The following is a 25114-nucleotide window of genomic DNA, read 5'->3' on the forward strand; positions in this document are numbered from 1 at the left end:
TATCGGGCTCACGCAGAATCAATTATGATTAGGCAAGCGCTCTCATTATTAAGGGTCAAAGTGTTATATCTTAAAGGGCTAAAGAAAAGCCATAAAATCAGTAGACTGCTCCAAATCGCCATCGCCTTGACCTTGATGGTCGGCTTAGTGCAATTGTGGCAAACAAGCCTACTACAAGGTCAGCTGCTTCTAAAGTCCCAAACGCAAAAGATGGCCAGATTACTGGTGCAGCAAACGGCCTATAGCGCGGCGCCCGCCCTACAATTACAAAATGATGAGCAACTCCAGTGGCTCGCCAGCGCCCTAGTTGAAGATCCTAAGGTGATGTCAGCTGCAATATTTAGCGATCAAGGAATACGCTTAGCCTTTGCTCAAAGCCTGACTAAAGATGCCTTAGATCCCGAATCAGAAGAAATGAGTCTGCTACTGAGCAAATATCCGCCCTATGTTGAACCCGTGACTCAGGATGGCAAGAATTTAGGTTATGTCGAGGTTAGGCTCGATACCAAACTATTTTTTAATGAAATCAAAGAAGCGCATAACCTAAATATGGAGCAACAACAAATCATGCTGCTTGTTGCCGGCCTTATCGGCATGTTGCTATCCCGCGCCTTATCTTTTAAGCGCGCCGATTTTGACCGTCGCCGCACCCGCGCCAAATTGCGTAAAAACCCTAAAAAGAATAAAGCCATAAAAAACCCTGAAGCGGCTGAGGAATCGAAGCCTGCGGGTCATCAGGATGAGCAGTTGGATGAAGTCATCGCGAGTGATACAGAGGCCGCTCAAAAGCCGACAGAAAATAAAGAAACCGAAGAAAATAAACAAACTACAGATACTTTGCCTTTAGAAAAAATCACAGAAAACGCTAAAGTGCCGGATGAAAACAGTAATCAAGCCAGTATTCAGCCTAAAGTGAAGAAGGCCAAAGCCATTACAGAAACAAAAACTGAGTCTGAGCAAACGCCAGAGCAACTGTCTGATCTGAAAACTGAGTTAAAACCAGAGATAGCTCCTGAGATGGGAGCAAAGGATGAATCATCATCCAACACTATGCCTCAGTCTAAAACGCAGTCGACGCAAGCTGTTACGTCGGCCACAGAGCCACAAACCTCAGTGTCCACACCGAATAAACCTAAGGTTAAATCGGTCCGCCGCGTGAAGACCAATACCTCGAAATCCTCCGCGGAGAAAGTCCCTGTTCAACCGAGCGATTTAGACACAGACTCAACGGGTTAACTGAAGCGTCTCAGGTCAAACTGAGGCATCTTTGATCTGCGCCGCATTACAGGATTTTATCCATCGAACATTTGGCAGCACGGTTTAGCAGGCTAATCTAAAAGAAGACAGGGTAATAAAAAAGGGTTCGCAATGCGAACCCTTTTCTTATAACGAAATTAGCGACACATTACAGCGTAATTGCAGCGTCTAATGTCATCACGATCATATCGTTGAACGTGGTTTGACGCTCATCAGAAGTGGTTTTTTCGCCAGTACGGATATGGTCAGATACCGTTACCACACACAGTGCACGGGCACCGAATTCATGGGCAACACCGTATAAACCAGCAGCTTCCATTTCTACGCCTAACACGCCCATTTTTTCCATCACGTCAAACATTTGTGGATCAGGAGTGTAGAACAGGTCGGCAGAGAAAACGTTACCAACACGGATCTTAGTGCCTTTCACTTTGGCAGATTCGATCACGGCATTCATCAGCTCGTAGTTCGCGATAGCCGCGAAATCTTGGCCTTTAAAACGTAAGCGGTTAACTTGCGAATCAGTACAAGCACCCATGCCGATGATCACATCGCGCACTTTAACGTCAGTGCTGATCGCGCCACAAGTACCCACGCGGATCAGGTTCTTAACGCCGTAGTCTTTAATTAATTCAGTTGCATAGATTGAGCATGAAGGAATACCCATGCCTGAACCCATAACAGAAATACGTTTACCTTTGTAAGTACCAGTAAAACCTAGCATGTTTCGAACGTCAGTCACTTGCTCAACATTTTCTAAGAATGTTTCAGCAATATATTTTGCACGTAATGGATCGCCTGGAAACAGAACCGTCTCAGCGAATGCGCCCTCTACAGCATTAATGTGTGGTGTTGCCATCGAAATAACCCCTGTTTATTTTATTAAGACTTAAGTCTTTGTTTACTGACGGCCCAATGCTGGCCGCCAAATCGAGATCTTGCACGTTTACTTAGATAAACGACTCACCGTATTCCATCGGCTCAAGCTTGAAGTAGCTAGCGATAGATTGGCCGATATCGGCGAAACTGTTACGGCGACCGAGTGAGCCGGCTTTCAGTCCTGCGCCATAAGCCAATACAGGCACATATTCACGAGTATGGTCCGTACCTTGCCATGTTGGGTCGCAACCATGGTCAGCGGTGAGGATTAACAGATCGTCCTCATCCAGCAGCGCCAGCATTTCAGGTAAACGCGAGTCGAAATACTCCAGCCCTTTCGCATAACCTGCTACATCACGGCGGTGGCCATAGTGGGAGTCAAAATCAACAAAGTTAGTGAATACGATAGTATTTTCACCCGCTGATTTCACTTCGGCTAACGTTGCATCAAATAACGCTTCTAAACCGTTTGCCTTCACCTTTTTGGTGATGCCACAGTAAGCGTAAATGTCGGCAATCTTACCCACACTCACCACTTCACCACCGGCGGCTTTTAACTTATCTAACACTGTCTTCGCTGGCGGCTCGAGGGAGTAATCCTTACGGTTACCAGTACGAGCAAAGTCGCTTGGGCCAGTACCATCGAATGGACGCGCAATCACGCGGCCAATGTTATAAGGTTCTAACTCTTCACGAGCGATTTCGCAAAGACGATATAAATTTTCTAAGCCAAATGTGCCTTCATGGCAGGCAATCTGGAATACAGAATCTGCCGAGGTGTAAAAAATTGGCTTGCCAGAGCGCATATGCTCTTCGCCTAATTCTTCCAGAATAGTAGTACCAGAAGCATGGCAGTTACCTAAAAAGCCATCGAGTCCCGCACGGGCCAAAATCTTATCGGTCAGCTCTTTAGGGAATGAGTTTTGGTGCTCGCTAAAATAGCCCCATTCGAATAATACGGGTACTCCCGCCATTTCCCAGTGACCGCTCGGAGTATCTTTACCCGAACTTAATTCCTGAGCGTGGCCATAGGCACCAATCAGCTCAACATTGTCCGCAAAGCCTGGTGCAAACGCCCCAGTACTCTCCATCGCGGCATGGGCTAACCCTAAACGGGCCAAGTTTGGCAGAGCTAATGGGCCTTTACGACCAGTATCCGCTTTACCTTCGGCGCAGGCTTTGGCGATATGGCCAAATGTGTCAGAACCTAGATCCCCAAACTTGGCGGCGTCACCAGCAGCGCCCACGCCAAAGGAATCCAACATCATTATAACTGTACGTTTCATAATTCTTCCTTAAAGATCCGAAGCTCGAATATAAGCATAGATCTCAGGTGTTTTTTCTGGAGCGACTTCATCGATATGAATCGCTTTTTTCACCGCTTCTTCTGCCTGCGCAAAGGCTTCTTCAGATTGCGCGTGGATCACAGCAATCGGCGTAGAAGCATCAATTTTATCGCCAAGGGCACAGACTTGCGTCAAACCAACACTGTAGTCGAGTGCATCACCAGGTTTGCGACGACCACCACCTAAGGTAACCACGGCTAAACCGAGTTCGCGGGTATCCATGCTGTAGGCATAACCTTGGGTATCCGCAAAGACAGGGCGAATAATTTGCGATTGCGGTAAGTACTTACTGTAGTTTTCGACAAAATCGACGGGGCCACCGAGGCCTGAAACCATCTTGCCAAAGATCTCGGCAGCACGGCCATTATCGAGTACACGGTTTAACTTGGCACGGGCATCCGCTTCATCAGTCGCTAAGCCACCAAGGAGTAACATCTCGGCGCAAAGACCCATAGTCACAGCGTACAGACGAGGATTACGGTAAGCACCGGTTAAGAAGTCGATGGCTTCTTTCACTTCAACCGCATTACCCGCACATGAGGCTAATACTTGGTTCATGTCGGTGAGTAAGGCCGTCGTTTTAGTACCTGCGCCATTGGCTACCGCTGCAATGCTGCGAGCAAGCTCTTCAGAGGCTTCGTAAGTTGGCATAAATGCGCCGCTACCGACTTTAACGTCCATCGCCAATGCATCGAGACTACAAGCTAATTTCTTAGAGAGAATAGAGGCGGTAATGAGGGAGATGGATTCGACGGTCGCAGTGTTGTCACGGATGGAGTAGAAACGTTTATCGGCGGGGACCAGATCGCCAGTTTGGCCAATAATCGCCACACCAACGTCTTTAACCACTTTGCGGAACAATTCACTCGAAGGTTCGGTTTGATAACCGGGAATAGCGTCGAACTTATCGAGCGTACCGCCTGTATGTCCGAGTCCGCGACCCGAAATCATCGGCACATAACCACCGCAGGCAGCGGCCATAGGGCCGAGCATAAGACTAATCACATCACCGACACCACCTGTACTGTGTTTATCGATGACTGGGCCATTAAGGCCAAGTGATTGCCAATTGAGTACAGTGCCAGAATCGCGCATTGCCGTAGTCAAAGCGATTCTTTCATCCATATTCATGTCATTAAAATACACTGCCATGCCTAATGCGGCGATCTGACCTTCCGACACTGCATTAGTGGTTATGCCCTTAACGAAGAACTGGATCTCTTCGGCACTTAAGGCTAACCCATTGCGTTTCTTACGTATAATTTCTTGAGCTAGAAACATGATACTGCCTCCAAGCTAAATACTAATACAACATATCCGTTATTTAGCTTTGCAATGAAACATCAAAACTGTAGCAATATTACAATTACATGCTATCGAAGTTTTGATGTTTCCAACTAGATTTAGGTCACACTTAATTAGTTTCGATATACGATTTTGGTATTAATCGAGATGCAATGTTCGATTAATAGCCTTGAGTCGGCTTAGGCGCATCGGCTAATTCTAACGTGTGTAACAAGCTATTGAGTAAGCTTGAAGCACCAAATCTAAAGGTACGTGGAGAGACCCAATCCGCACCAAGAATACGCTCAGCCACACCTAAAAACTCTGCAGCTTGAGCAGCATCACGTACGCCGCCAGCAGGCTTAAAGCCTACTTTGGTGTTCTTCTCACTGATCACAGTCAGCATGATTTCAGCCGCTTCAAGGGTTGCGTTGACAGGCACTTTACCGGTAGACGTCTTAATAAAATCAGCTCCGGCATCGATAGACAGTTCAGAGGCGCGGCGAATAAGCGCAGGATCGGCTAATACACCCGATTCAATGATGACTTTCAGCAATACTTCGCCACAGGCTTCTTTACAGGCTTTGACTAACTCATAGCCGACTGTTTCGTTGCCTTCCATCAGCGCGCGGTATGGAAATACCACATCCACTTCATCGGCGCCATAGGCAACCGCTGCACGGGTTTCTAATACCGCAATAGCGATATCGTCGTTACCGTGTGGGAAGTTGGTTACTGTCGCGATTTGAATGTCTTCGGCGCCCAATTCATCGAGGGTCTTACGTGCGATAGGAATGAAGCGAGGATAGATACAGATGGCAGCAGTATTACCCGCTGGCGTCACAGCTTTGTGACACAGGTCGATCACCTTCTGATCGGTATCGTCATCATTTAAGGTGGTTAAATCCATAAGTTCGATGGCGCGTTGTGCTGCTTTTTTTAAATCAGTCATAATAGCTCTCCAAAAGAAAAAACAAATAAATAGAAATCAGTCGCTTATAAGCAACGCTTAGAGGTGGCATTATTTTGATTATTTTTATATGGCCGGGCCTTCAGGCGATGCCGAGTAATTTGTGTAGGGCAAATTACATATTTATTAGGTATTCAATCTTGCCTATACATAACTAGGCATCCTGACACTTAAATTGACTATAAGTGATCACGACTTGAATCCTTGAAGACCGGAAGAGAGGAGACGAATAATGTCTTGTTCCTACTTTTCCGCGAAAAATCCGTTTTAGCGCGAGAAAAACACAAACCTTTATATAAACGCACTGCTCAAATTATAAATGGGTTTAGATAAAGATTCATGACACATAAAAGATGGAGCCGCCATCGCGGCTCCAACGGCTCTTACAAGAAATTAAAACTTGTAAGTAGCAGACAGGTAGTGTGACCAACCTGTTGATTCTAGAGCCAGTGCACCAGCACCGTCTTCTAACAGGTAAACGTCTTTGAAGCCTTTCAGGCCATAGCCCAGAGCGTAACGATCTGAGTGCCAGTATAGACCGAAGAAGATGTTACCACCGTTAGAGGTTTTTGGTACGAAAGCAGTCTTGTCTTCGTCAGCACCGAATTGGTAATCGATATAACCTTGGAATGACAGGAAGCTCTTGTTGTCGAAGAAGTAGAAAGGCTTGAACCAGTTAGCAGAGAATTGGTAACCGTTCCACTCTTTAGCGTTCATGTCGTAGAAACCGTACAGGTTCATACCTGTTTTGCCTAACCAAGGCACGTTTACGTCAGCACCAACACCCCAGAAAGTAGAGTTAACGCCTTCACCGTTCAGACCATCCCAGTTGAACAGAGTAGAGAAGTAAACTTCTTGTACTGGGCCGAAAGATAAATCTTTACCCGTTAATGCATCGATAGAAACACGTGGAGCAAATTTCATGAACAGTTTACTAGTGCCAGAACCTGGGTTCTTGTCACCGTTGCTGCTTGATTGGTTTGCTAAGTTGAATACGTCAACATAACCATAGAGATCGAATACACCAGAACGGCCGCCGAACTCCATTTCTAAGTAGTTGTGTTGGTCGCCAGTAGCTGGGTTATCAGGCTTTTCGCCGATAGAGTACATAGCGTTGAACTGCATCCACTTGTAGTCAGAACCGTGAAGGTCAGTACGGTCTGCAGCAAATGCGTTGCCAGAGATTGCTGCTACTGCTGTAGCGGCTAAAGCTAAAGTTTTAACGTTTTTCATCATCAACCCCATTATTTTGGTTGCTACCGTCTAGGGTAGCGTTCTTTTTGTGGCGCTCGCATTTTACCTCGATTAAAAAAAATCTCAATAATCTTGCGTAAAATCACGAACACAAAATTCTTAATTGTGAACAAAGTCGCGACTTATTGTTTACGACTAATTAACTTAACCGTACGTCACGACCGTAAGACAGCATCACAGCTAAAGTTTAGTTGTAATCTGACCTATACAATCGGAGAAACTATTCACTACAGGAATCACTACTGGAAAATGGTTGAATTAACTTAGGTCCTGCCCTGCATGGTCAGGACCTAGTTAGTGGGGAATCTCTCCCCAACGTTTCTGTGCTTAGATAGCTAAGAACAGACCCGCAATTGTTGCACTCATTAAGTTAGCTAACGAGCCTGCGATAACCGCACGAATACCCATTTTAGCTAAATCGTGACGACGGTTAGGAGCCATAGCACCTAAACCACCCAACAGAATCGCGATAGAAGACAAGTTCGCAAAACCACACAGTGCAAACGAAACAATCGCTTTGGTTCTGTCGGTCATAGCTAAACCAGTTTCAGCCACAACCATACCGCCATCAGCGATGTCTTTTAAGTATGGAGCAAAGTTCAGGTAAGCTACGAATTCGTTAACAATGATCTTTTGACCAATGAAAGAACCAGCAACTAATGCTTCATTCCAAGGCACACCGATAAGGAATGCTAAAGGCATGAACACATAGCCAAGGATCAGTTCCAGTGTTAAACCTTCAACACCAAACCAACCACCTACACCACCGATGATGCCGTTGATCATAGCGATCAAGCCAACGAAGGCTAACAACATTGCACCTACGTTCAGCGCTAAATGCATACCAGATGAAGCACCCGCAGCAGCAGCGTCTAATACGTTAGCTGGCTTATCAGGATCTTCTGGTAATTCATCCATGTCGTTTTTAGCAACTTCAGTTTCTGGGTGCATCAGTTTAGCCATTAATAGACCACCTGGTGCCGCCATGAATGACGCAGCAACTAAGTACTCAATAGGCACGCCCATTTGCGCGTAACCAGCCAGTACTGAACCTGCAATAGAAGCTAAACCACCCACCATGATCGCAAACAGTTCTGATTGAGTCATAGTAGGAATGAATGGACGAACAACTAACGGCGCTTCAGTTTGACCAACGAAGATGTTAGCAGTCGCAGACATAGATTCAGTACGGCTTGTGCCTAATGCTTTTTGCAGACCACCACCGATGATACGGATGATCCACTGCATTACGCCTAAATAGTACAGAACGGCGATTAGAGAAGAGAAGAACACAATAACTGGCAACACGTTTACCGCGAAGATAAAGCCAAGTTTGAAGTTAGCTAAATCACCGAACAGGAAACCGATACCGTTTTGTGCATAACCGATAACGCTAGATACGGCGTCAGATACACCTTTCAGGATATCTTTACCGACAGGAACGTACAGTACAAAACCACCGAAGGCAGCTTGGATGGCTAATGCCCCACCCACAGTACGCAAGTTAATTGCTTTTTTGTTATTCGATAGGAGGAAACCTATCGCAAGTAGGACGACCACCCCTACTAAGCTCATCAATATATTCATTAACCATCACCCTATTGTTAACACTTTTTAATTATGTTGTTAATCAACCTATTTCCGAGTCAGATTATACCCGAGAGAAAGTCGAAAATCGTCGTTTTGATCAAAATTTTGGAGTTTAATTTCAATCGCTTAGAGCAAAATGCTATTGCGACATACACCTGTTTAACCAAAAACAACTAAAGGTCAAACAGTTGCATTGCATTCGACACCAAGTGTTCTGATATTAGAACACTAGATTTTTTTTGCAAAGTTGCAATTTTGTCTATAAAAAGTACAGCATTAGCGGGTTGATTGCGTTTTTCGGTAACATTTAGCGGAGTCATGGCAGGAGAATCAGTCTCAAGTAGGAAACTTTCTAAGGGCAATTCACTGACAGTTTTGAGCAGTTTTTTCGCATTCGGATTCATCACTAAACCACCAATGCCTAGTTTAAAACCTAGCTTAGTGTATTCGAGTGCAATATCAGGACTGCCAGAAAAGGCGTGTATTACGCCCGCTTTTGGGAGTTTATGGCGCTTTAAATGGAATAGCACCTCTTGATGTGCCTTTACCGCATGGACGATAACGGGCAAATTCTGCTCATAAGCAAGCGCCAACTGAGCGTCAAAAAATGCTAACTGGTTGCTCCAATTGTCAGCATAAAGTTTGTCTAACCCACACTCACCAATGGCAACAAAACGGGGACATTCTCGTAACTGAGCAACCTGTAATGTTAATTCTGTGATGGCCTTATCAACATCTTCCGGGCAAAACCAAGGGTGGATCCCTAAGGCAAAATAACACTGGTATTGCTCAGCAATGGCCAATTGTTTAGTCCAGTGTTGTGGTGATACTCCTGGGATAATCAGATTATCGATGCCCGCATGATGCATACGCTGTATGACTTGATCGCGGTCACTATCAAACTCGACAAAATCGAGGTGCGCGTGAGTATCTAGCATCATCAATCTGTCACTCCGTTTTTGTGTCTCCATTCGATGATTGCGCTTTTATTTGACAATCAGCTTTAGTTCGAATTAGTGGCGGATCTTCTAATCTTGGCATGCAACAACGGCGATTCTCGGGCGTGAGTCCCATCTTGTCGCACCAACGGATATAAGCCTGCCACGCGCGAGTTATCCAACTTATCATCAGTCACCCCACAAATTTTAGATACAAAAAAGGCGGTGAATCACCGCCTTCAACCCTAGAGCTACTTACCTGTTAGTGTTCGCGCGTTTTAGCGAACTCGATATCAGGGTATCTTTCCATTGAAAGATTTAAGTTAACCATAGTTGGCGCAATGTAAGTTAAGTTATCACCACCGTCGAGCGCCAAGTTTTGGCTACACTTGCGGCGGAACTCTTCTAGCTTACGCTCATCTTTACAATAAACCCAGCGCGCAGTTGAAACGCTAATACCTTCGTAAATTGCCTCAACGTTGTACTCGCTCTTTAAGCGGCCGACAACCACTTCAAACTGCAGCACACCCACAGCACCAACGATTAGATCGTTGGTGTCTAAGGGACGAAACACCTGCACAGCCCCTTCTTCAGATAGCTGAACTAAGCCCTTAAGTAATTGCTTTTGCTTGAGCGGATCGCGCAGACGAATACGGCGGAACATTTCAGGCGCAAAGTTAGGTACACCGGTAAAGCGGAACTTTTCACCTTGAGTGAACGTATCGCCGATACGAATGGTTCCGTGGTTATGTAAACCAATAATATCACCAGGATACGCCACTTCAGCGCGCTCACGGTCGCCCGCCATAAAGGTCAACGCATCGCTGACGTTAACATCTTTGCCGATGCGCACATGGTGCATCTTCATGCCTTGCTCATAGCGACCAGAGCAAACACGCATAAAGGCAACGCGGTCACGGTGCTTAGGATCCATGTTTGCTTGAATTTTAAACACAAAACCGGTGAATTTTTCTTCGTCAGGCATGATCATCCGCACATCGCTTTCACGAGGTAGCGGTTTAGGCGCCCATTCCACAATACCATCGAGGATATGGTCAACACCGAAGTTACCTAATGCGGTACCGAAGAACACTGGCGTAAGCTCACCCTTTAAGAAGGCTTGATGATCAAACTCGTTTGATGCTCCGCGAACCAGTTCCATTTCATCACGCAGATCAGCGGCATAGCTACCAATCGCTTTATCCAGATCAGGGTTATCGATACCTTCAATCACACGGCGCTCTTGAATCGTGTGTCCCAAACCGCTTTGGTATAGCACCACTTCATCGCGCAGAATATGGTAAACACCCTTAAATTCTTTACCGCTGCCAATAGGCCAAGTAATAGGCGCACAGGCGATATTAAGTACGTTCTCGACCTCATCCATCAGTTCGATAGGATCGCGAATATCACGGTCGAGTTTGTTCATAAAAGTCACGATAGGTGTATCGCGCAGACGGGTCACTTCCATCAATTTGATGGTACGATCTTCAACACCCTTTGCCGAGTCGATAACCATCAAGCAAGAGTCGACCGCCGTTAAGGTGCGGTAAGTATCTTCCGAGAAGTCTTCGTGGCCAGGGGTGTCGAGTAGGTTAACGAGCGCGCCACCATAGGGAAACTGCATGACAGACGTTGTAATTGAAATACCACGGTCTTTTTCCATTTCCATCCAGTCAGACTTAGCGTGCTGACCCGACTTTTTGCCCTTAACGGTACCCGCTTTTTGCAGCGCGTTTCCGAATAACAGCACTTTTTCGGTAATGGTGGTTTTACCCGCGTCGGGGTGCGATATAATCGCGAAGGTGCGACGTTTATCGACCTCTACTTTATTGTCTGACATTTAACCTATGCACTCGTATCGCTAAAAAAGGCGCAAATTATAGCGCCTCAGTGCGTGCTTGGCTAGGCAAAGCCCAAGATGAGCCTCGGGCGATAAGACTTATTTTGTGCCTTCGAGCAACCCTTTGACCTTTGCCAGCTCAATTCGCGCATATCTGTGCTCAACAAAGTCATAAATATTAGTTGCAAGGGCGAGACGGAAATAATTTGCAGCCTCTTGATATTGCTTATTGGCAATAGCCATTTTGGCAAGATAGAAATAAGCTTCACATAAACGTTCAGCATATTCTTTAGGATGAGTGAGGCCTAACTTGGCATCGGCAAATACCTGTTCACGACTCTTAACGCCCAAATAATAATCAACAATAACGGTTGACCATGCATCCGCTTCAAGCCCCTTACGGTGTTCCTGTAGCTGGCGTTTAGCCTCAACGGCATCATCCTTTGATTGGATCAAATACAACCATAATGCTCGGTAACCATCTTTATTATCGGCAGCATAGAAGGATTGCATATCTTTTAAGGCAAGATCGTTACGGTCACCATAATAAAGCGCGATACCACGATTCAAGTAGGCATAATCATAGTTTGGCGATAACTCTAATACGCCATCAAACGCCTCATAGGCACTATCGTATTCCCCCTCTTGGGTATAATAAATACCAAGGAAATTATAGGCATCGGCTAAGTCTGGTTGCAATTTTAGCGCTTGCATAAAATCAATGCGCGCCATTAAACGCAAGCCCACGCTGTCGTAAATTACCCCACGATCGTAATGGAAACGAGCGCGCTGCTCGTTGGTCAATTCAACAGCTGATAAAATCTCATTGAGCTTGGCAAGGGTCACCTCGACTTTATAATCAGTCATCACCGGGGCGATAACCAATTTACCTTCAACGTCATTTTGGTTGTCTAAGGGGGATTGAGTGGTCGCACATCCAGCCAACATCAAGCTGGCACCCGCCAGCACAGCAACAACAGCGGTTCTAATTTTAAGACTCATCCATTTCTACCTTTTTAGATTCCCAACTCACGCAGAAGAATGTTCATGATAGCAATCCCACAACTGGACTGCTATTGAGGAATAGCATTAAACACAACTTTATTAAACCCAAACAAACAAAAAGGAGATCAATTGATCTCCTTTTAGTCACGTCACGTCGAAACTGACACCGATAATGTCTGTTTAGACCATTATTCAGCAGCTGGCTCTTTAGTCTGTGCTTCTTTGATTGACAGTCTTACACGGCCTTGACGATCCACTTCCATCACTTTAACGGTGACTTCTTGGTTAAGTTCAAGGTGGTCAGAGACGTTAGCAACACGCTCATCGCTGATTTGCGAAATGTGCACTAAACCATCTTTACCTGGCAGAATGTTAACGAAGGCACCGAAGTCAACAATACGGATAACTTTACCGTTGTAGATACGACCCACTTCAACTTCTGAAGTGATTTCTTCGATACGACGGATAGCTTCTTTGGTGGCTTCACCATTAGAAGAAGCAATTCTAACTGTACCGTCATCTTCAAGCTCGATAGTAGTGCCGGTTTCTTCAGTCAGTGCACGAATTACCGCGCCGCCTTTACCGATAACATCACGGATCTTCTCTGGGTTGATCTTGATAGTTGTGATACGTGGAGCATGGTCAGAGATATCATCACGGTGCGAACCAATCGCTTGATCCATCACGTTTAGGATATGTACACGTGCGCCGTAGGCTTGTTGCAGTGCAATTTCCATGATTTCTTTGGTAATACCTTCGATCTTGATATCCATCTGCAGTGCAGTCACACCGTCACGGGTACCGGCTACTTTGAAGTCCATGTCACCTAAGTGGTCTTCATCACCTAAGATGTCAGACAGAACCACAAAGTCATCACCTTCTTTCACTAGACCCATAGCGATACCCGCTACAGAAGTCTTGATAGGTACACCCGCATCCATCAGCGCAAGAGAAGTACCACAGACTGATGCCATAGAGCTTGAACCGTTAGATTCAGTGATTTCAGAAACCACACGTACACTGTATGGGAACTCTTCAGCAGAAGGCATTACTGCGTTGATACCGCGCCATGCTAACTTGCCGTGGCCGATTTCACGACGCTTAGGTGAACCCACCATACCTGTCTCACCAACAGAATAAGGAGGGAAGTTGTAGTGCAGCATGAAGCGGCTAGTACGCTCGCCCATAATGCTATCAATCTTCTGTGCGTCACGCTCAGTACCTAAAGTACAAGTCACCAGAGCTTGGGTTTCGCCACGGGTAAACAGAGCACTCCCGTGGGTACGTGGTAATACGCCTGCCAATACGCTTAATGCACGAATCATATCTGGCTCACGACCATCGATACGCGGCTCACCACGGATGATGCGACCACGAACGACTTTCTTCTCTAAGCTACCGAGCAGACCATCAACTTCACGTAAATCAATATTAGGATTGCTTGCTAATAACGCTTCTTTCGTTGCAGCTTTAACAACAGCAACTTGAGCATAACGATCTTGCTTTACTTGGATTTTATACGCATCGCCTAAACCCGCTTCAGCAAGCGCTTTGATTTGAGCAACCAGCGTTTCATCTTGCACTGGAGCTGTCCAATTCCAAGCAGGTTTACCGGCTTCTGCTTTGAATTCAGCAATCGCTTTGATAACCACTTGTTGTTGGTCGTGACCATAAACTACTGAGCCTAACATCACTTCTTCTGGTAAGGCTTGAGCTTCTGACTCAACCATCAATACCGCGCTCTCAGTACCTGCAACAACCAAGTTTAGTTGGCTGCTTTCTAACTGAGTCACTGTTGGGTTCAGTACGTATTCGCCATTGATGTAACCCACACGCGCCGCACCTAATGGACCGCTGAATGGAATACCCGAAATGGCAAGCGCAGCCGAAGTACCAATCATCGAAATAATATCTGGCTCGATTTGTGGATCGACAGATACCACAGTGATGATAACTTGAACTTCGTTGGTGAAACCATTAGGGAAAAGAGGACGAATTGGACGGTCGATCAGGCGAGCGATTAATGTCTCATCTTCTGAAGGACGGCCTTCACGCTTAAAGAAACCACCAGGAATTTTACCCGCTGCATAGCTCTTTTCTTGATAGTTAACAGTCAGAGGAAAGAAGTCACGGCCTGCATCGGCTTCTTTTTTACCTACAACAGTGACTAACACTGTCGTGTCACCCATACTCGCTAACACGGCTGCATCAGCTTGACGCGCTATAACGCCTGTTTCCAGGGTGACTGTATGTTGACCATACTCAAAACTCTTTACAATTGGATTCACGTGACCCATTCCTTAATTAATGACCTTGAATTACGCGCGTAAGTATACTGCAATTATGAACCATAGATAAAGAGCAGATAATGATGACAAACGGCTATCTTTTCACTAAAGTGGTTAAATCAACAAAGAGTTATGCTCTACAGTGATATAGGCAATCTCCTCTGGTGAAAAATAACAATTAAAAGGAAGATCTGAATGACGGGTCGTTTTAAATCCCTAACTTGGAAACAGACTAACCTCGTCGTTTTTACTGCGTTATTTTTTGCTATCGCTATTTTTATTGTTGAAATTGCCCTTGTGGTGGTATCCACCAAACATCAACTCACGACCACTCAACAGGAATTACTCGATTCGGTAGAACAACCTTCTGCTAACGCCGTTTGGGCACTGGATGATAATCTCGCTAGACAAACCCTAGAAGGTGCAATAAAAGTTGAGCATGTCGGCTCTGCAGTCATCGAACTCGATGATGGTTCCATGTTTGTGTCTGTGAGTAATAATCAGAAAACTAGCTCACAAACTTTTATAACCCTCAGTAATAAACTGTTTGATGATCTTAAAGAAATTTCACGCCCACTGTATCGTCCCTTCTATTTCGAAGGCACTCAAAAACAACAGCTTATTGGCACATTGACCATTTTCTATGACACCCAGGAACTGACTAATACCCTCTTTAGCCAACTCAGGTTTAGTTTTTTTGCAACCTTAGCCCGTGCACTTTTGCTCACCTTGGTATTATCTGTCGTCTTCCACCGCTTCTTAACCCAGCCGATAGCCCGGATAAGTGAAGCAATAGATAAAATCACACCCGATTCGCCCGACGAAAACCTGCTCCCCATGTCCAATGCCCATAAGGATGATGAATTGGGACTGGTAACGTCGAAATTTAATCAGATCTTAATTCAATTTAGTCAAACTCAGTCAAAACTTCGAAAAATGGCAACACGAGATCCACTCACCGGATTGCCTAATCGTACTTTACTGCTCGAAACAATTGCCGTCACAATCCAACGCTCTAGAGTGCACAAACGTAGCTTTGCCCTGATGTTTATCGACCTAGATCGCTTTAAAAATATTAATGACTCCCTAGGACACGCCCTTGGCGATCAATTCCTCGCCCGTATCGCTCGCATCCTCGAACGTGTAGTGGGTGATAAAGGCACAGTATCTCGCCTAGGCGGTGATGAATTCGTTATTTTAGCCGACTCAGTTCACTCTCCTGACCAAGCTGCTGACTTTGTCGATAAACTCTTAGTGCAACTCAATGTCCCCATCCAATTAAATGAACATGCGATTCATCCTGCGGCTTCTATCGGAATATCTATCTATCCTGAGGATGGAAATAGCGCCGAAGATCTTATCCGCCATGCCGATATTGCGATGTACAGTGCAAAAGCGGCAGGTTCTAATCAATGGGCTTTCTTCAAACAGCAAATGACAGAACGAGCTGCGGTTAGACTACGGACAGAAGCATCACTACATGATGCACTGAAAAATAATGAATTTCTACTCTACTTCCAGCCTAAGCTTGATCTACAAACAGGTAAAATTACCGGATGTGAAGCCTTAATCCGTTGGCAAAAAGATGGCCGCTTAATTAGTCCCATATCCTTTATTCCGGTGGCAGAGGAAACCGGCATTATTATCCCTATCGGTCGCTGGGTGATAGAGCAGAGTTGCCGAGTACTGCGGGAGTGGCAGAAGAAATATAACTATGCCATTCCTATCGCAATTAACGTCGCCTCACAACAATTTGCCGACGCAAGCTTAGTCTCTGATATCAAACAAATGGCGCTACGATACCAAATTCAACCAGAGTTATTAGAAATAGAGATTACTGAAACCTCATTAATGAATGATATAGAACTTGCTATCAACAAATTAGAACAACTTAAATCGGCAGGATTTGGTATCGCGGTAGATGATTTTGGTACTGGTTATTCCTCCCTATCCTACTTACGCCATCTGCCAATCACCACCATGAAAATTGATCGCTGCTTTGTTTCCGATCTTCCCAAGGATAGTGCAATTGCATCAACAATCTTGATGTTAGGTAAGCAATTAAACCTAACTATTGTGGCTGAAGGGATTGAGAACGAGCTGCAACTCGATTGGCTTAAGAGTAATGAGTGCCAGATAGGTCAAGGCTTTTACTTTAGCCAACCTTTACCACAGGCTGAATTTGAGACGCTATATATTGCCAGTCAAACAGCAACCATTAGTAAGATTGATGGATTACGTGGTGCCTAATGTACTGAGGATATAGTTCAACATACTGAATTTTAGGCAATAAAAAAGGAGGCTAAGCCTCCTTTTTTACGTTAATCGACGAGAGATTAACGACGTAAACCTAACTTTTGGATCAGCTCATTGTAACGTGTAGCTTCGGTACGCTTCAGGTAAGCTAATAACTTACGACGAGCGCTAACCATACGTAACAGACCACGACGTGAGTGGTGATCGTGAATGTGCTCTTTGAAGTGATCTTGCAAATGGTTGATTTGAGCAGTTAACAGCGCAACTTGAACTTCAGTTGAACCAGTGTCGTTTGCGCCACGGCCAAATTCAGCCAGGATTTTTGCTTTCGCTTCAGTACTTAGTGACATGTGTCTCTCCAAATATAAAATGTGAATCCCTAGCCGATCACTAACTCAGCCAGAGGGCGCGCTATTCTACCCATAATCTTTGGCATGCGCAATAAAAGCGGTGGAATAATATCCGAGCAAATCCATTAAGATGCTTTAGGTTCGTCGTGAATAACGACTAAACGCTTCGGGGCCAGTAAGCCATCATCATTCATCTCACCGATACCAACAAAACGACGTGCAGTCCCTAAGGTAATCCGTACCAGCTTATTTGCTTCTAAGTTCGCGACTCGCACCGCTTGACCTTGCATTAAGTAAGCTGCACTGGCATCAGGGACATTGACCTCAGGAAAATCGGCAACCGCCGTATCCATAGGTAACAGTAACGAATCCAGCAAACTGCTTGGATCAAGTTGTTGTTCCTGTGCTTTAGCGACTAAGGCTTCTAGCTGCTCAAGAGTGACCATTTTATCGTAGGGATAATGTGCAACTTGAGTACGGCGCAGCATGATCACATGGGCACCACAACCGAGCATTTCGCCTAAATCGTCAATAATAGTGCGAATATAAGTGCCCTTAGAGCAATGAATATCTAAGGTAAGCTCATCACCTTCAAGACCGATGAAGTTCAGTTCAAAGACAGTGATTGGACGCGCCTCACGCGGCACTTCAATCCCCTCACGGGCATACTTATACAAGGGTTGGCCTTGATATTTGAGCGCTGAATACATGGATGGCACTTGCAAAGTATCGCCACGGAAATGTTCTAAGGCAGACATTAACTGCGCCTCTGTAAACTCGAGCGGGCGTGTTTGTACGACTTCGCCGTCTGAGTCACTGGTATCAGTACGTTGCCCTAGTTTTGCCGTGACCAGATAACGCTTATCCGAATCGAGCAAATGCTGGGAAAACTTAGTCGCTTCACCTAAACAGATTGGCAGCATGCCCGTCGCCAGTGGATCGAGCGCCCCCGTATGCCCCGCTTTGTTGGCATTAAAAAAGCGCTTTACTCGCTGTAATGCAAAGTTGGAGCTCATGCCAGTGGCCTTGTCCAACAATACAATACCGTCAATAAAGCGGCCCTTTGAACGTCTTGCCATTACGCTTTACCTTCGGTGTCATCGCTCTCGTCAATGTCATTATCAACAACATCATCTTCAGCGCTACTAAACTGTTGTTGTTTGGCTTTATCGCTGTTGATGACTTGGCTGACAAGATTAGACATACGCATGCCTTCAACCAATGAGCTGTCGTAAACAAAGCGAATTTCTGGCATCACGCGCAATTTCATGCGGCCTGCCACTAAGGTGCGAATATAAGGAGCGGCAGCAATCAGCGCGTTCAGCTTTTCTTGCACAACTTCTTTGTCTTCTTCAAAGAAGGTGACAAAGACTTTGGCGTAACTTAAATCGCGAGAAACATCAACGTCATTGACGGTCACAAAACCAATACGGGGATCTTTCATGTCGCGTTGTAGGACAACAGCCAGCTCTTGCTGTAACTGCTGGCCTATACGACGTGTACGACTGAATTCTTTTGCCATAATAGAGTTACCATAATAGCTAATGTCATTAAATTGAAAGGGCGGCTAATGCCGCCCTCTTTATCGTTACAGTGTACGTGCCACTTCGACGGTTTCGAATACTTCGATTTGGTCACCCACGCGGACATCGTTGTAGTTCTTAACACCGATACCACATTCCATGCCATTGCGAACTTCGTTAACGTCATCTTTAAAGCGACGTAATGATTCGAGTTCACCTTCGAAGATCACCACGTTATCACGCAGAACGCGAATTGGTGCGCTACGCTTGATGGTGCCTTCAGTCACCATACAACCAGCGATTGCGCCCAGTTTTGGTGATTTGAACACGTCACGAACTTCAGCCAGACCGATAATCTGTTGTTTGAACTCAGGTGACAGCATACCTGTCATCGCCGCTTTCACTTCATCAATCAGATTATAGATAACGCTGTAGTAACGTAAGTCAACACTTTCGTTTTCGATAGTCTTACGCGCTTGCGCATCGGCACGCACGTTAAAGCCAACCATAATCGCGTTAGAAGCCGCAGCTAAGGTCGCGTCGGTTTCAGTCAGTGCACCTACACCACGAGCGATGATGTTTACTTTCACTTCGTCGGTAGACAGACCCATTAAGGAGTCGGTAATCGCTTCGAGTGAACCTTGAACGTCTGCCTTCAGAACGATGTTCAGTTCTTTTACTTCGCCTTCGGTCATGTTCGCGAACATGTTTTCCAGCTTAGACTTCTGCTGACGCGCTAATTTCACATCACGGAACTTGCCTTGACGGTACAGCGCGACTTCACGGGCTTTACGCTCGTCACGCACAACGGTTGCTTCATCACCGGCTGATGGCACACCTGACAGACCTAAAATCTCAACAGGGATTGATGGGCCAGCTTCAGTGATTGAACGGCCGTTCTCGTCTTTCATCGCACGGATTTTACCGTACTCTAAACCACATAGAACGATGTCACCTTGGCGCAGTGTACCTTCTTGAACCAGAATCGTTGCTACAGGGCCGCGACCTTTATCCAGTTGAGACTCAATAACCACACCAGCAGCCATACCATCACGAACAGCTTTGAGTTCAAGCACTTCAGCTTGGAGTAAGATACCCTCAAGCAAATCATCAACGCCTTCACCCGTCTTAGCAGATACGAAGGCAAACATGTTGTCTCCGCCCCATTCTTCAGACATCACGCCGTGCTGAGACAATTCGCTCTTCACGCGGTCGATATCGGCTTCTGGCTTGTCCATCTTGTTAACTGCAACAATTAATGGCACGTTACCCGCTTTAGCATGTTGAATCGCTTCAATGGTTTGCGGCATAACACCGTCATCGGCAGCCACAACGAGTACAACGATATCCGTCGCCTTAGCACCACGAGCACGCATTGCGGTAAACGCAGCGTGACCAGGGGTATCTAAGAAAGTGATCATGCCGTTTTCGGTCTCAACATGGTATGCACCAATATGCTGAGTAATACCACCGGCCTCACCCGCTGCCACTTTCGCGCGGCGGATATAGTCAAGGAGCGATGTTTTACCGTGGTCAACGTGACCCATAATGGTTACAACAGGTGCACGAGGCTCAAGCTTCACGCCGCCTTCTTCGTCACGCTCAGAAAGTACTTGTTGTTCTAATTCGTTTTCACGAATAAGTACCACTTTATGACCCATTTCTTCAGCAACTAACTGGGCGGTTTCTTGATCTAACACTTGGTTGATCGTAACCATTGAGCCCATCTTCATCATTTGCTTGATGATTTCAGTCGCTTTAACTGCCATTAAGTGAGCAAGTTCTGCCACTGTAACTGTTTCACCGATACGCACATCACGGTTAACGGCTGCAACTGGCTTATTGAAGCCATGAGCCATTGATTCTGGCGCTGTGCTGCGGTTACGCATGTGTTTTTCGCGACCATCGCGAGCATCTTTACCACCACGTTTGGTTTTGGCGGTATTTTTGTTACGCGCACGGCGGCCACGTTTTTCTTCATCCATATCAGACGAATCTTCGGCAGCACGAGCCACTTTAGAGGTAGTGATATGGTGATCGCTATAGCGCTCAGCTTCTAAACGTTGACGCTCTTCTTCGGCCCAACGCTTAGAGTTTTCTTCTGCTAACAGACGCGCTTTTTCTGCCGCTTTGGCGGCTTCTTCGTCTTGTTTACGTTTAGTCGCAGCTTCTTGTACTGCTTTTAAACGTTCAGCTTCCAAACGAGCTGCTTCTGCTTCTGGTGACATATCTTTAGCTACTTTCACTTCCGCTGCTGCTTTCGCTTTTGCTTTCGCTTCAGCTTCTGCCTTCGCTTTCGCCTCTGCTTCCACTTTAGCCTTAGCTTCGGCTTCTGCCTTCGCTTTCGCTTCAGCTTCTGCTTTGGCCTTCGCTTCGGCTTCTGCTTTGGCTTTAGCCTCTTCTTCCGCTTTAAGCACTGCGTCACTCACATCACGTTTAACAAAAGTACGGGTTTTACGCACTTCAACTTTAACGTCTTTAGATTGACCACCATTACCGGCCACACTCAGGGTCGATACGGTTTTACGTTGCAGCGTCATTTTAGTCGGCGCATTATCGGCGCCATGTTGCTTCTTCAGATAATCCAGTAACTGCTGCTTCTCAGCTTCAGACACGTTATCAGTGTGGCCTTTCTTAATTCCGGCCTGAGAGAATTGCTCAATCAGACGTTCAACACTTTTACCCACTTCCGTGGCCAATTTCTCTACGGTAGTATCTGCCATCAGTTAAATCCCCCTGTTGATCGACTTATGCTTCTTCGCCAAACCAACAGATGTTGCGGGCAGCCATGATCAGCTCACCTGCTTTTTCTTCTGTCAATTCTTCAATTTCGATCAAATCATCAATGCCTTGTTCAGCCAAGTCTTCTAGAGTCACGATACCTTTGCTCGCTAAAACATAGGCTAAGTGTCTTTCAACACCTTCAAGTGCTAATAACTCTTCACTTGGCTCCACACCATCTAGTGCTTCTTCGGATGCGAGCGCTCGAGTTGAGATCGCAGCCTTAGCACGTTCACGTAATGCTTCGACGAGATCCTCATCAAAGCCATCAATTGCCAATAATTCTGACACAGGTACATAAGCCACTTCTTCGAGCGAAGTAAAACCTTCATCAGCCAGTACTTGTGCAAAATCTTCATCTACATCCAGAGATTTCATGAATAAGCTCTTCACCTTAGCGCTTTCGGCTTGGTGTTTTTTATTCATGTCTTCCACTGTCATCACGTTCAGTTCCCAGCCTGTTAACTGAGTCGCTAAACGCACGTTTTGACCATTGCGACCAATGGCCTGAGCTAAACTTTCCGCTTCAACAGCGATATCCATTGAGTGGTTGTCTTCATCAACGATGATAGAAGCCACATCAGCTGGCGCCATGGCGTTGATCACATATTGTGCTGGATTGTCATCCCACAATACGATATCAACACGCTCACCACCGAGTTCATTCGATACCGCTTGCACACGTGCACCACGCATACCAACGCAAGCACCGATTGGGTCGATACGACGATCGTTCGATTTCACTGCGATCTTAGCGCGAGCACCAGGGTCACGCGCCGCGCCCATCACTTCGATCAGTTCATCGGCAATTTCCGGCACTTCAACACGGAACAGCTCAATCAGCATGTCAGGCTTAGTGCGAGTTAAAAATAACTGCGCACCACGCGCTTCAGGACGAACAGAGTAAAGCAGTGCACGAACACGGTCACCAGGACGGAAAGATTCGCGTGAAATCAAGTCTTCACGGAACAATACGCCATCAGCGTTGTTACCTAAGTCAACTACCACGCTTTCACGGGTCGCTTTTTTCACCACACCAGTGATCAGCTCGCCTTCTTTATCTTGGAACTGTTCAACCACTTGTGCACGCTCTGCTTCACGCACTTTTTGTACGATCACTTGCTTAGCGGTTTGAGTAGTAATACGGTCGAAGGCAACAGATTCGATCTGATCTTCGATGTAATCCCCTGGTTGGATTTCTGGGTTTTCAAAACGCGCAGCTTCCAAGGTGATTTCGCGATATGGGTTTTCTAACGCAACACCGTTATCGTCGATAACCATCCAGCGGCGGAAAGTTTCATAGGCGCCGGTTTTACGGTCGATAGAAACACGAACGTCGATATCGCCTTCGTATTTTTTCTTGGTCGCAGTTGCCAGCGCAGTTTCTAGCGCTTCAAAAATTTTCTCGCGTGGAACGGCCTTTTCATTTGAAACCGCCTCAGCGACTAGCAGAATCTCTTTATTCATTTCGTCTTGCCTCGTTCACCTTGAAACCATCAAAACTTAGCGATGATGTTGCCTTTACGGATATTATCCAAGGCGACAACCAGCTCTTTACCATTCACATTGAGTGACAGCATTTGGCCGTCAACCTGTGTAATGGCGCCTTTTAAATTACGACTGCCCGCGACAGGCATTGTCAGTTGAAGCTTGACATCCTCACCGACGTAGGCCGCATATTGTTCAGCATTAAACAGCGGTCTATCTACACCGGGTGAAGAAACCTCTAAGGTATATTCGGTCGAAATAGGGTCTTCAACATCGAGTACAGCGCTGACTTGGCGACTTACGTTGGCACAATCTTCGATATTGATACCATTCTCACCATCAATGAACACGCGCAGGATTGAATGTTTACCCGCTTGTACATATTCAATGCCCCAAAGTTGGAAGCCTAATGCCTCCACAGGCACTTTGAGCATGTCTGCCAGTCTGGATTCTAATGTTGCCAAAATTGACCCCCGGAAAAAACAAAAAAGGGCTTAATAGCCCTAGTAAAGCGTCGTATTGGATACGACAAATTTAAAAGTCCAGATAACAAAAAACCCCGTAATAACGAGGTTTTTAGCTTTAAGAACCTGTAAACCATAACGAATTTAAATCTTATTCGTTACTAGGAGCTGGTTGCGGGGGCCGGATTTGAACCGACGACCTTCGGGTTATGAGCCCGACGAGCTACCAAGCTGCTCCACCCCGCGTCAACTGTGTGCAAGTATATTGACTATCGTCTTTGCTTGCAATAACTAAGTCAGCACTTACTTCGTCTCACTTAGCTATATTATGGTGCCGAGAGCGGGACTTGAACCCGCACGTCCGTTAGGACACAGCCACCTCAAGGCTGCGCGTCTACCAATTTCACCACCTCGGCGACACCTTTTACTAGTCAGGAATTTTCGTTTCTGACTTTTCGGTTGCTTGATCAACTGGTTGAGTCACCTGTTCATCAGAACCTAAATTTTTCCATGCATCTTCATTTTTTGCGTGGTTTGCACTTAAGTTGCCAATCAGCAGACTTAACGTGAAAAACGCAATGGCCAGAATCGCCGTTGTACGTGTCAGGAAGTTACCTGAACCGCTTGAACCAAATAAGGTACCTGATGCACCGGCGCCAAACGAGGCCCCCATGTCAGCTCCTTTGCCTTGCTGGATTAAGATCAGGCCAATTAAACCTAACGCAACCAGCAAGTAAACAACCACTAAAACTTCATACATATTATGCGCTCATCGCTATGGTACACAGACTTAAAAACTCGGTAGAGTTTAAACTGGCACCGCCAATCAGTCCACCATCAACATCAGGTTGGGCAAATAAATCTGCCGCATTACTTGGTGTCACACTGCCACCGTACAAAATCCTGATATTCTCTCCGATAAACGGAGACACTTCAGAGAGACGCTTGCGTATAAACGCATGTACTTCTTGTGCCTGCTCTGGTGTCGCGCTCTTACCAGTCCCTACAGCCCATAACGGCTCGTAAGCGATAATGGCGTTATCAAAAGCCATAGTGCCATTTTTCTGGATCACTATATCCAACTCTTCCGCAATCACCTCGAAGGTACGTCTTGCTTCACGTGCTGGACCCGACTCACCCACACATAAAATGGGGGTTAAACCGTGCTTTTGTGCAGCGGCGAATTTCTCCGCTACGATATTACTCGTCTCTCCGTACATACGGCGACGTTCTGAATGTCCGATAATGACATATCGACATCCGCAATCTTTAAGCATCTGGCCCGAAACTTCTCCGGTATAAGCGCCAAAGTCATGTTGACTTAAATTCTGAGCGCCCATCCTAACAAGTGAACCGTCTAACGCTTCCTTGTTTGCTTCTAGCAGTTGCCTTACGCTTTCTAGATAGATAGAAGGCGGGCATAAAACCACTTCAGCTGAATCATTTTGGAGCTTTGAGGCAAATTTTTTGAACAACTCTTGGGCTAATGCCGCACTGCCGTTCATCTTCCAATTGCCAGCTACCATAGGACGTCTGAGTGCCATCACTGTCTCCTCTGAAAGCGGCGTGAATAATAGCGAACCACTTATTAAGTTACA

21 protein-coding genes and 2 tRNA genes are annotated in these 25114 nt (G+C 46.0%); 2 read left to right on the forward strand and 21 right to left on the reverse strand.

Features of this window, described 5'->3' with window-relative positions; all coding sequences use genetic code 11:
- Window positions 1–60 precede the first annotated feature (60 nt).
- Window positions 61–1236, forward strand: a complete 1176-nt coding sequence (locus tag KXJ80_RS18130) for an AhpA/YtjB family protein (RefSeq protein WP_218737927.1) — start codon at window positions 61–63, stop codon at window positions 1234–1236.
- Between the two features lie 169 nt (window positions 1237–1405).
- Here the strand turns inward: KXJ80_RS18130 and deoD are convergent, their stop codons facing one another.
- From deoD to pnp, 11 genes are all read right to left on the reverse strand, one after another.
- Entirely contained in the window at window positions 1406–2116 is a 711-nt protein-coding gene (gene deoD / locus KXJ80_RS18135; protein ID WP_011621831.1) for a purine-nucleoside phosphorylase, read from the reverse strand.
- 91 nt (window positions 2117–2207) lie between these two features.
- Complete coding sequence (locus KXJ80_RS18140; RefSeq protein ID WP_069453334.1) at window positions 2208–3422, reverse strand: phosphopentomutase; 1215 nt, start codon at window positions 3420–3422, stop codon at window positions 2208–2210.
- 9 nt (window positions 3423–3431) lie between these two features.
- Window positions 3432–4763, reverse strand: a complete 1332-nt coding sequence (gene deoA, locus KXJ80_RS18145) for a thymidine phosphorylase (protein ID WP_047535367.1) — start codon at window positions 4761–4763, stop codon at window positions 3432–3434.
- A gap of 184 nt (window positions 4764–4947) precedes the next feature.
- The gene (gene deoC, locus KXJ80_RS18150) at window positions 4948–5718 is read right to left on the reverse strand and encodes a deoxyribose-phosphate aldolase (protein WP_011625501.1); all 771 of its coding nucleotides are present in this window, start codon (window positions 5716–5718) and stop codon (window positions 4948–4950) included.
- Between the two features lie 411 nt (window positions 5719–6129).
- The gene (locus KXJ80_RS18155; RefSeq protein ID WP_037415346.1) at window positions 6130–6969 is read right to left on the reverse strand and encodes a nucleoside-specific channel-forming Tsx family protein; all 840 of its coding nucleotides are present in this window, start codon (window positions 6967–6969) and stop codon (window positions 6130–6132) included.
- Between the two features lie 348 nt (window positions 6970–7317).
- On the reverse strand, window positions 7318–8577 hold the full coding sequence (locus KXJ80_RS18160) for a NupC/NupG family nucleoside CNT transporter (protein ID WP_037415347.1): 1260 nt from the start codon (window positions 8575–8577) through the stop codon (window positions 7318–7320).
- 176 nt (window positions 8578–8753) lie between these two features.
- Window positions 8754–9518, reverse strand: a complete 765-nt coding sequence (locus KXJ80_RS18165) for a TatD family hydrolase (protein WP_172587603.1) — start codon at window positions 9516–9518, stop codon at window positions 8754–8756.
- Between the two features lie 10 nt (window positions 9519–9528).
- Window positions 9529–9711, reverse strand: coding sequence for a DUF5363 family protein (locus tag KXJ80_RS22440; RefSeq protein WP_306299126.1), 183 nt, complete (start codon window positions 9709–9711; stop codon window positions 9529–9531).
- A 69-nt stretch (window positions 9712–9780) separates the two neighbouring features.
- Window positions 9781–11361: a peptide chain release factor 3 gene (gene prfC / locus KXJ80_RS18170; protein ID WP_037415348.1), complete on the reverse strand. Its 1581-nt coding sequence runs from the start codon at window positions 11359–11361 to the stop codon at window positions 9781–9783.
- A 99-nt stretch (window positions 11362–11460) separates the two neighbouring features.
- On the reverse strand, window positions 11461–12363 hold the full coding sequence (nlpI, locus tag KXJ80_RS18175; RefSeq protein ID WP_037415349.1) for a lipoprotein NlpI: 903 nt from the start codon (window positions 12361–12363) through the stop codon (window positions 11461–11463).
- 191 nt (window positions 12364–12554) lie between these two features.
- Entirely contained in the window at window positions 12555–14654 is a 2100-nt protein-coding gene (pnp, locus tag KXJ80_RS18180; RefSeq protein ID WP_144345730.1) for a polyribonucleotide nucleotidyltransferase, read from the reverse strand.
- A gap of 195 nt (window positions 14655–14849) precedes the next feature.
- Between pnp and KXJ80_RS18185 the strand changes: the two genes are divergently transcribed.
- Window positions 14850–16904 (forward strand): putative bifunctional diguanylate cyclase/phosphodiesterase, encoded by a 2055-nt coding sequence (locus KXJ80_RS18185; RefSeq protein WP_218737205.1) that lies wholly within the window; start codon window positions 14850–14852, stop codon window positions 16902–16904.
- Window positions 16905–16990: 86 nt separating this feature from the next.
- On the opposite strand, the gene rpsO is transcribed toward KXJ80_RS18185, so the two are convergent.
- The 10 genes from rpsO to tpiA form a co-directional block, all read right to left on the reverse strand.
- A complete protein-coding gene (gene rpsO, locus KXJ80_RS18190; protein WP_037415266.1) occupies window positions 16991–17260 on the reverse strand; it encodes a 30S ribosomal protein S15 in 270 nt (89 codons plus the stop codon).
- A 125-nt stretch (window positions 17261–17385) separates the two neighbouring features.
- Window positions 17386–18339, reverse strand: coding sequence for a tRNA pseudouridine(55) synthase TruB (gene truB / locus KXJ80_RS18195; protein ID WP_099456843.1), 954 nt, complete (start codon window positions 18337–18339; stop codon window positions 17386–17388).
- Entirely contained in the window at window positions 18339–18782 is a 444-nt protein-coding gene (gene rbfA, locus KXJ80_RS18200; protein ID WP_218737206.1) for a 30S ribosome-binding factor RbfA, read from the reverse strand. Before rbfA ends, truB begins: the two co-directional genes overlap by 1 nt.
- A gap of 66 nt (window positions 18783–18848) precedes the next feature.
- A complete protein-coding gene (infB, locus tag KXJ80_RS18205) occupies window positions 18849–21506 on the reverse strand; it encodes a translation initiation factor IF-2 (protein ID WP_037415258.1) in 2658 nt (885 codons plus the stop codon).
- 25 nt (window positions 21507–21531) lie between these two features.
- A complete protein-coding gene (gene nusA, locus KXJ80_RS18210) occupies window positions 21532–23031 on the reverse strand; it encodes a transcription termination factor NusA (RefSeq protein ID WP_218737208.1) in 1500 nt (499 codons plus the stop codon).
- 29 nt (window positions 23032–23060) lie between these two features.
- Complete coding sequence (gene rimP, locus KXJ80_RS18215) at window positions 23061–23516, reverse strand: ribosome maturation factor RimP (protein ID WP_039978622.1); 456 nt, start codon at window positions 23514–23516, stop codon at window positions 23061–23063.
- A 169-nt stretch (window positions 23517–23685) separates the two neighbouring features.
- Window positions 23686–23762: transfer RNA gene (locus tag KXJ80_RS18220), tRNA-Met, on the reverse strand.
- An 83-nt stretch (window positions 23763–23845) separates the two neighbouring features.
- A tRNA-Leu gene (locus KXJ80_RS18225) sits at window positions 23846–23932 on the reverse strand.
- A gap of 11 nt (window positions 23933–23943) precedes the next feature.
- Entirely contained in the window at window positions 23944–24276 is a 333-nt protein-coding gene (gene secG / locus KXJ80_RS18230) for a preprotein translocase subunit SecG (protein WP_011625494.1), read from the reverse strand.
- 1 nt (window position 24277) lies between these two features.
- A complete protein-coding gene (gene tpiA / locus KXJ80_RS18235) occupies window positions 24278–25060 on the reverse strand; it encodes a triose-phosphate isomerase (protein WP_011071430.1) in 783 nt (260 codons plus the stop codon).
- Window positions 25061–25114 lie beyond the last annotated feature (54 nt).

The sequence above is a fragment of the Shewanella xiamenensis genome, assembly GCF_024971755.1.
Classification (GTDB): Bacteria; Pseudomonadota; Gammaproteobacteria; order Enterobacterales; family Shewanellaceae; genus Shewanella; species Shewanella xiamenensis.

Coding starts and splice junctions, on each gene's coding strand:
- deoD (WP_011621831.1), bottom strand. CDS start 2,116: ATGGCAACACCACACATTAATGCTGTAGAGGGCGCATTCGCTGAGACG.
- KXJ80_RS18140 (WP_069453334.1), bottom strand. CDS start 3,422: ATGAAACGTACAGTTATAATGATGTTGGATTCCTTTGGCGTGGGCGCT.
- deoA (WP_047535367.1), bottom strand. CDS start 4,763: ATGTTTCTAGCTCAAGAAATTATACGTAAGAAACGCAATGGGTTAGCC.
- deoC (WP_011625501.1), bottom strand. CDS start 5,718: ATGACTGATTTAAAAAAAGCAGCACAACGCGCCATCGAACTTATGGAT.
- KXJ80_RS18155 (WP_037415346.1), bottom strand. CDS start 6,969: ATGAAAAACGTTAAAACTTTAGCTTTAGCCGCTACAGCAGTAGCAGCA.
- KXJ80_RS18160 (WP_037415347.1), bottom strand. CDS start 8,577: ATGAATATATTGATGAGCTTAGTAGGGGTGGTCGTCCTACTTGCGATA.
- KXJ80_RS18165 (WP_172587603.1), bottom strand. CDS start 9,518: ATGCTAGATACTCACGCGCACCTCGATTTTGTCGAGTTTGATAGTGAC.
- prfC (WP_037415348.1), bottom strand. CDS start 11,361: ATGTCAGACAATAAAGTAGAGGTCGATAAACGTCGCACCTTCGCGATT.
- nlpI (WP_037415349.1), bottom strand. CDS start 12,363: ATGAGTCTTAAAATTAGAACCGCTGTTGTTGCTGTGCTGGCGGGTGCC.
- KXJ80_RS18185 (WP_218737205.1), top strand. CDS start 14,850: ATGACGGGTCGTTTTAAATCCCTAACTTGGAAACAGACTAACCTCGTC.
- rpsO (WP_037415266.1), bottom strand. CDS start 17,260: ATGTCACTAAGTACTGAAGCGAAAGCAAAAATCCTGGCTGAATTTGGC.
- truB (WP_099456843.1), bottom strand. CDS start 18,339: ATGGCAAGACGTTCAAAGGGCCGCTTTATTGACGGTATTGTATTGTTG.
- rbfA (WP_218737206.1), bottom strand. CDS start 18,782: ATGGCAAAAGAATTCAGTCGTACACGTCGTATAGGCCAGCAGTTACAG.
- infB (WP_037415258.1), bottom strand. CDS start 21,506: ATGGCAGATACTACCGTAGAGAAATTGGCCACGGAAGTGGGTAAAAGT.
- nusA (WP_218737208.1), bottom strand. CDS start 23,031: ATGAATAAAGAGATTCTGCTAGTCGCTGAGGCGGTTTCAAATGAAAAG.
- secG (WP_011625494.1), bottom strand. CDS start 24,276: ATGTATGAAGTTTTAGTGGTTGTTTACTTGCTGGTTGCGTTAGGTTTA.
- tpiA (WP_011071430.1), bottom strand. CDS start 25,060: ATGGCACTCAGACGTCCTATGGTAGCTGGCAATTGGAAGATGAACGGC.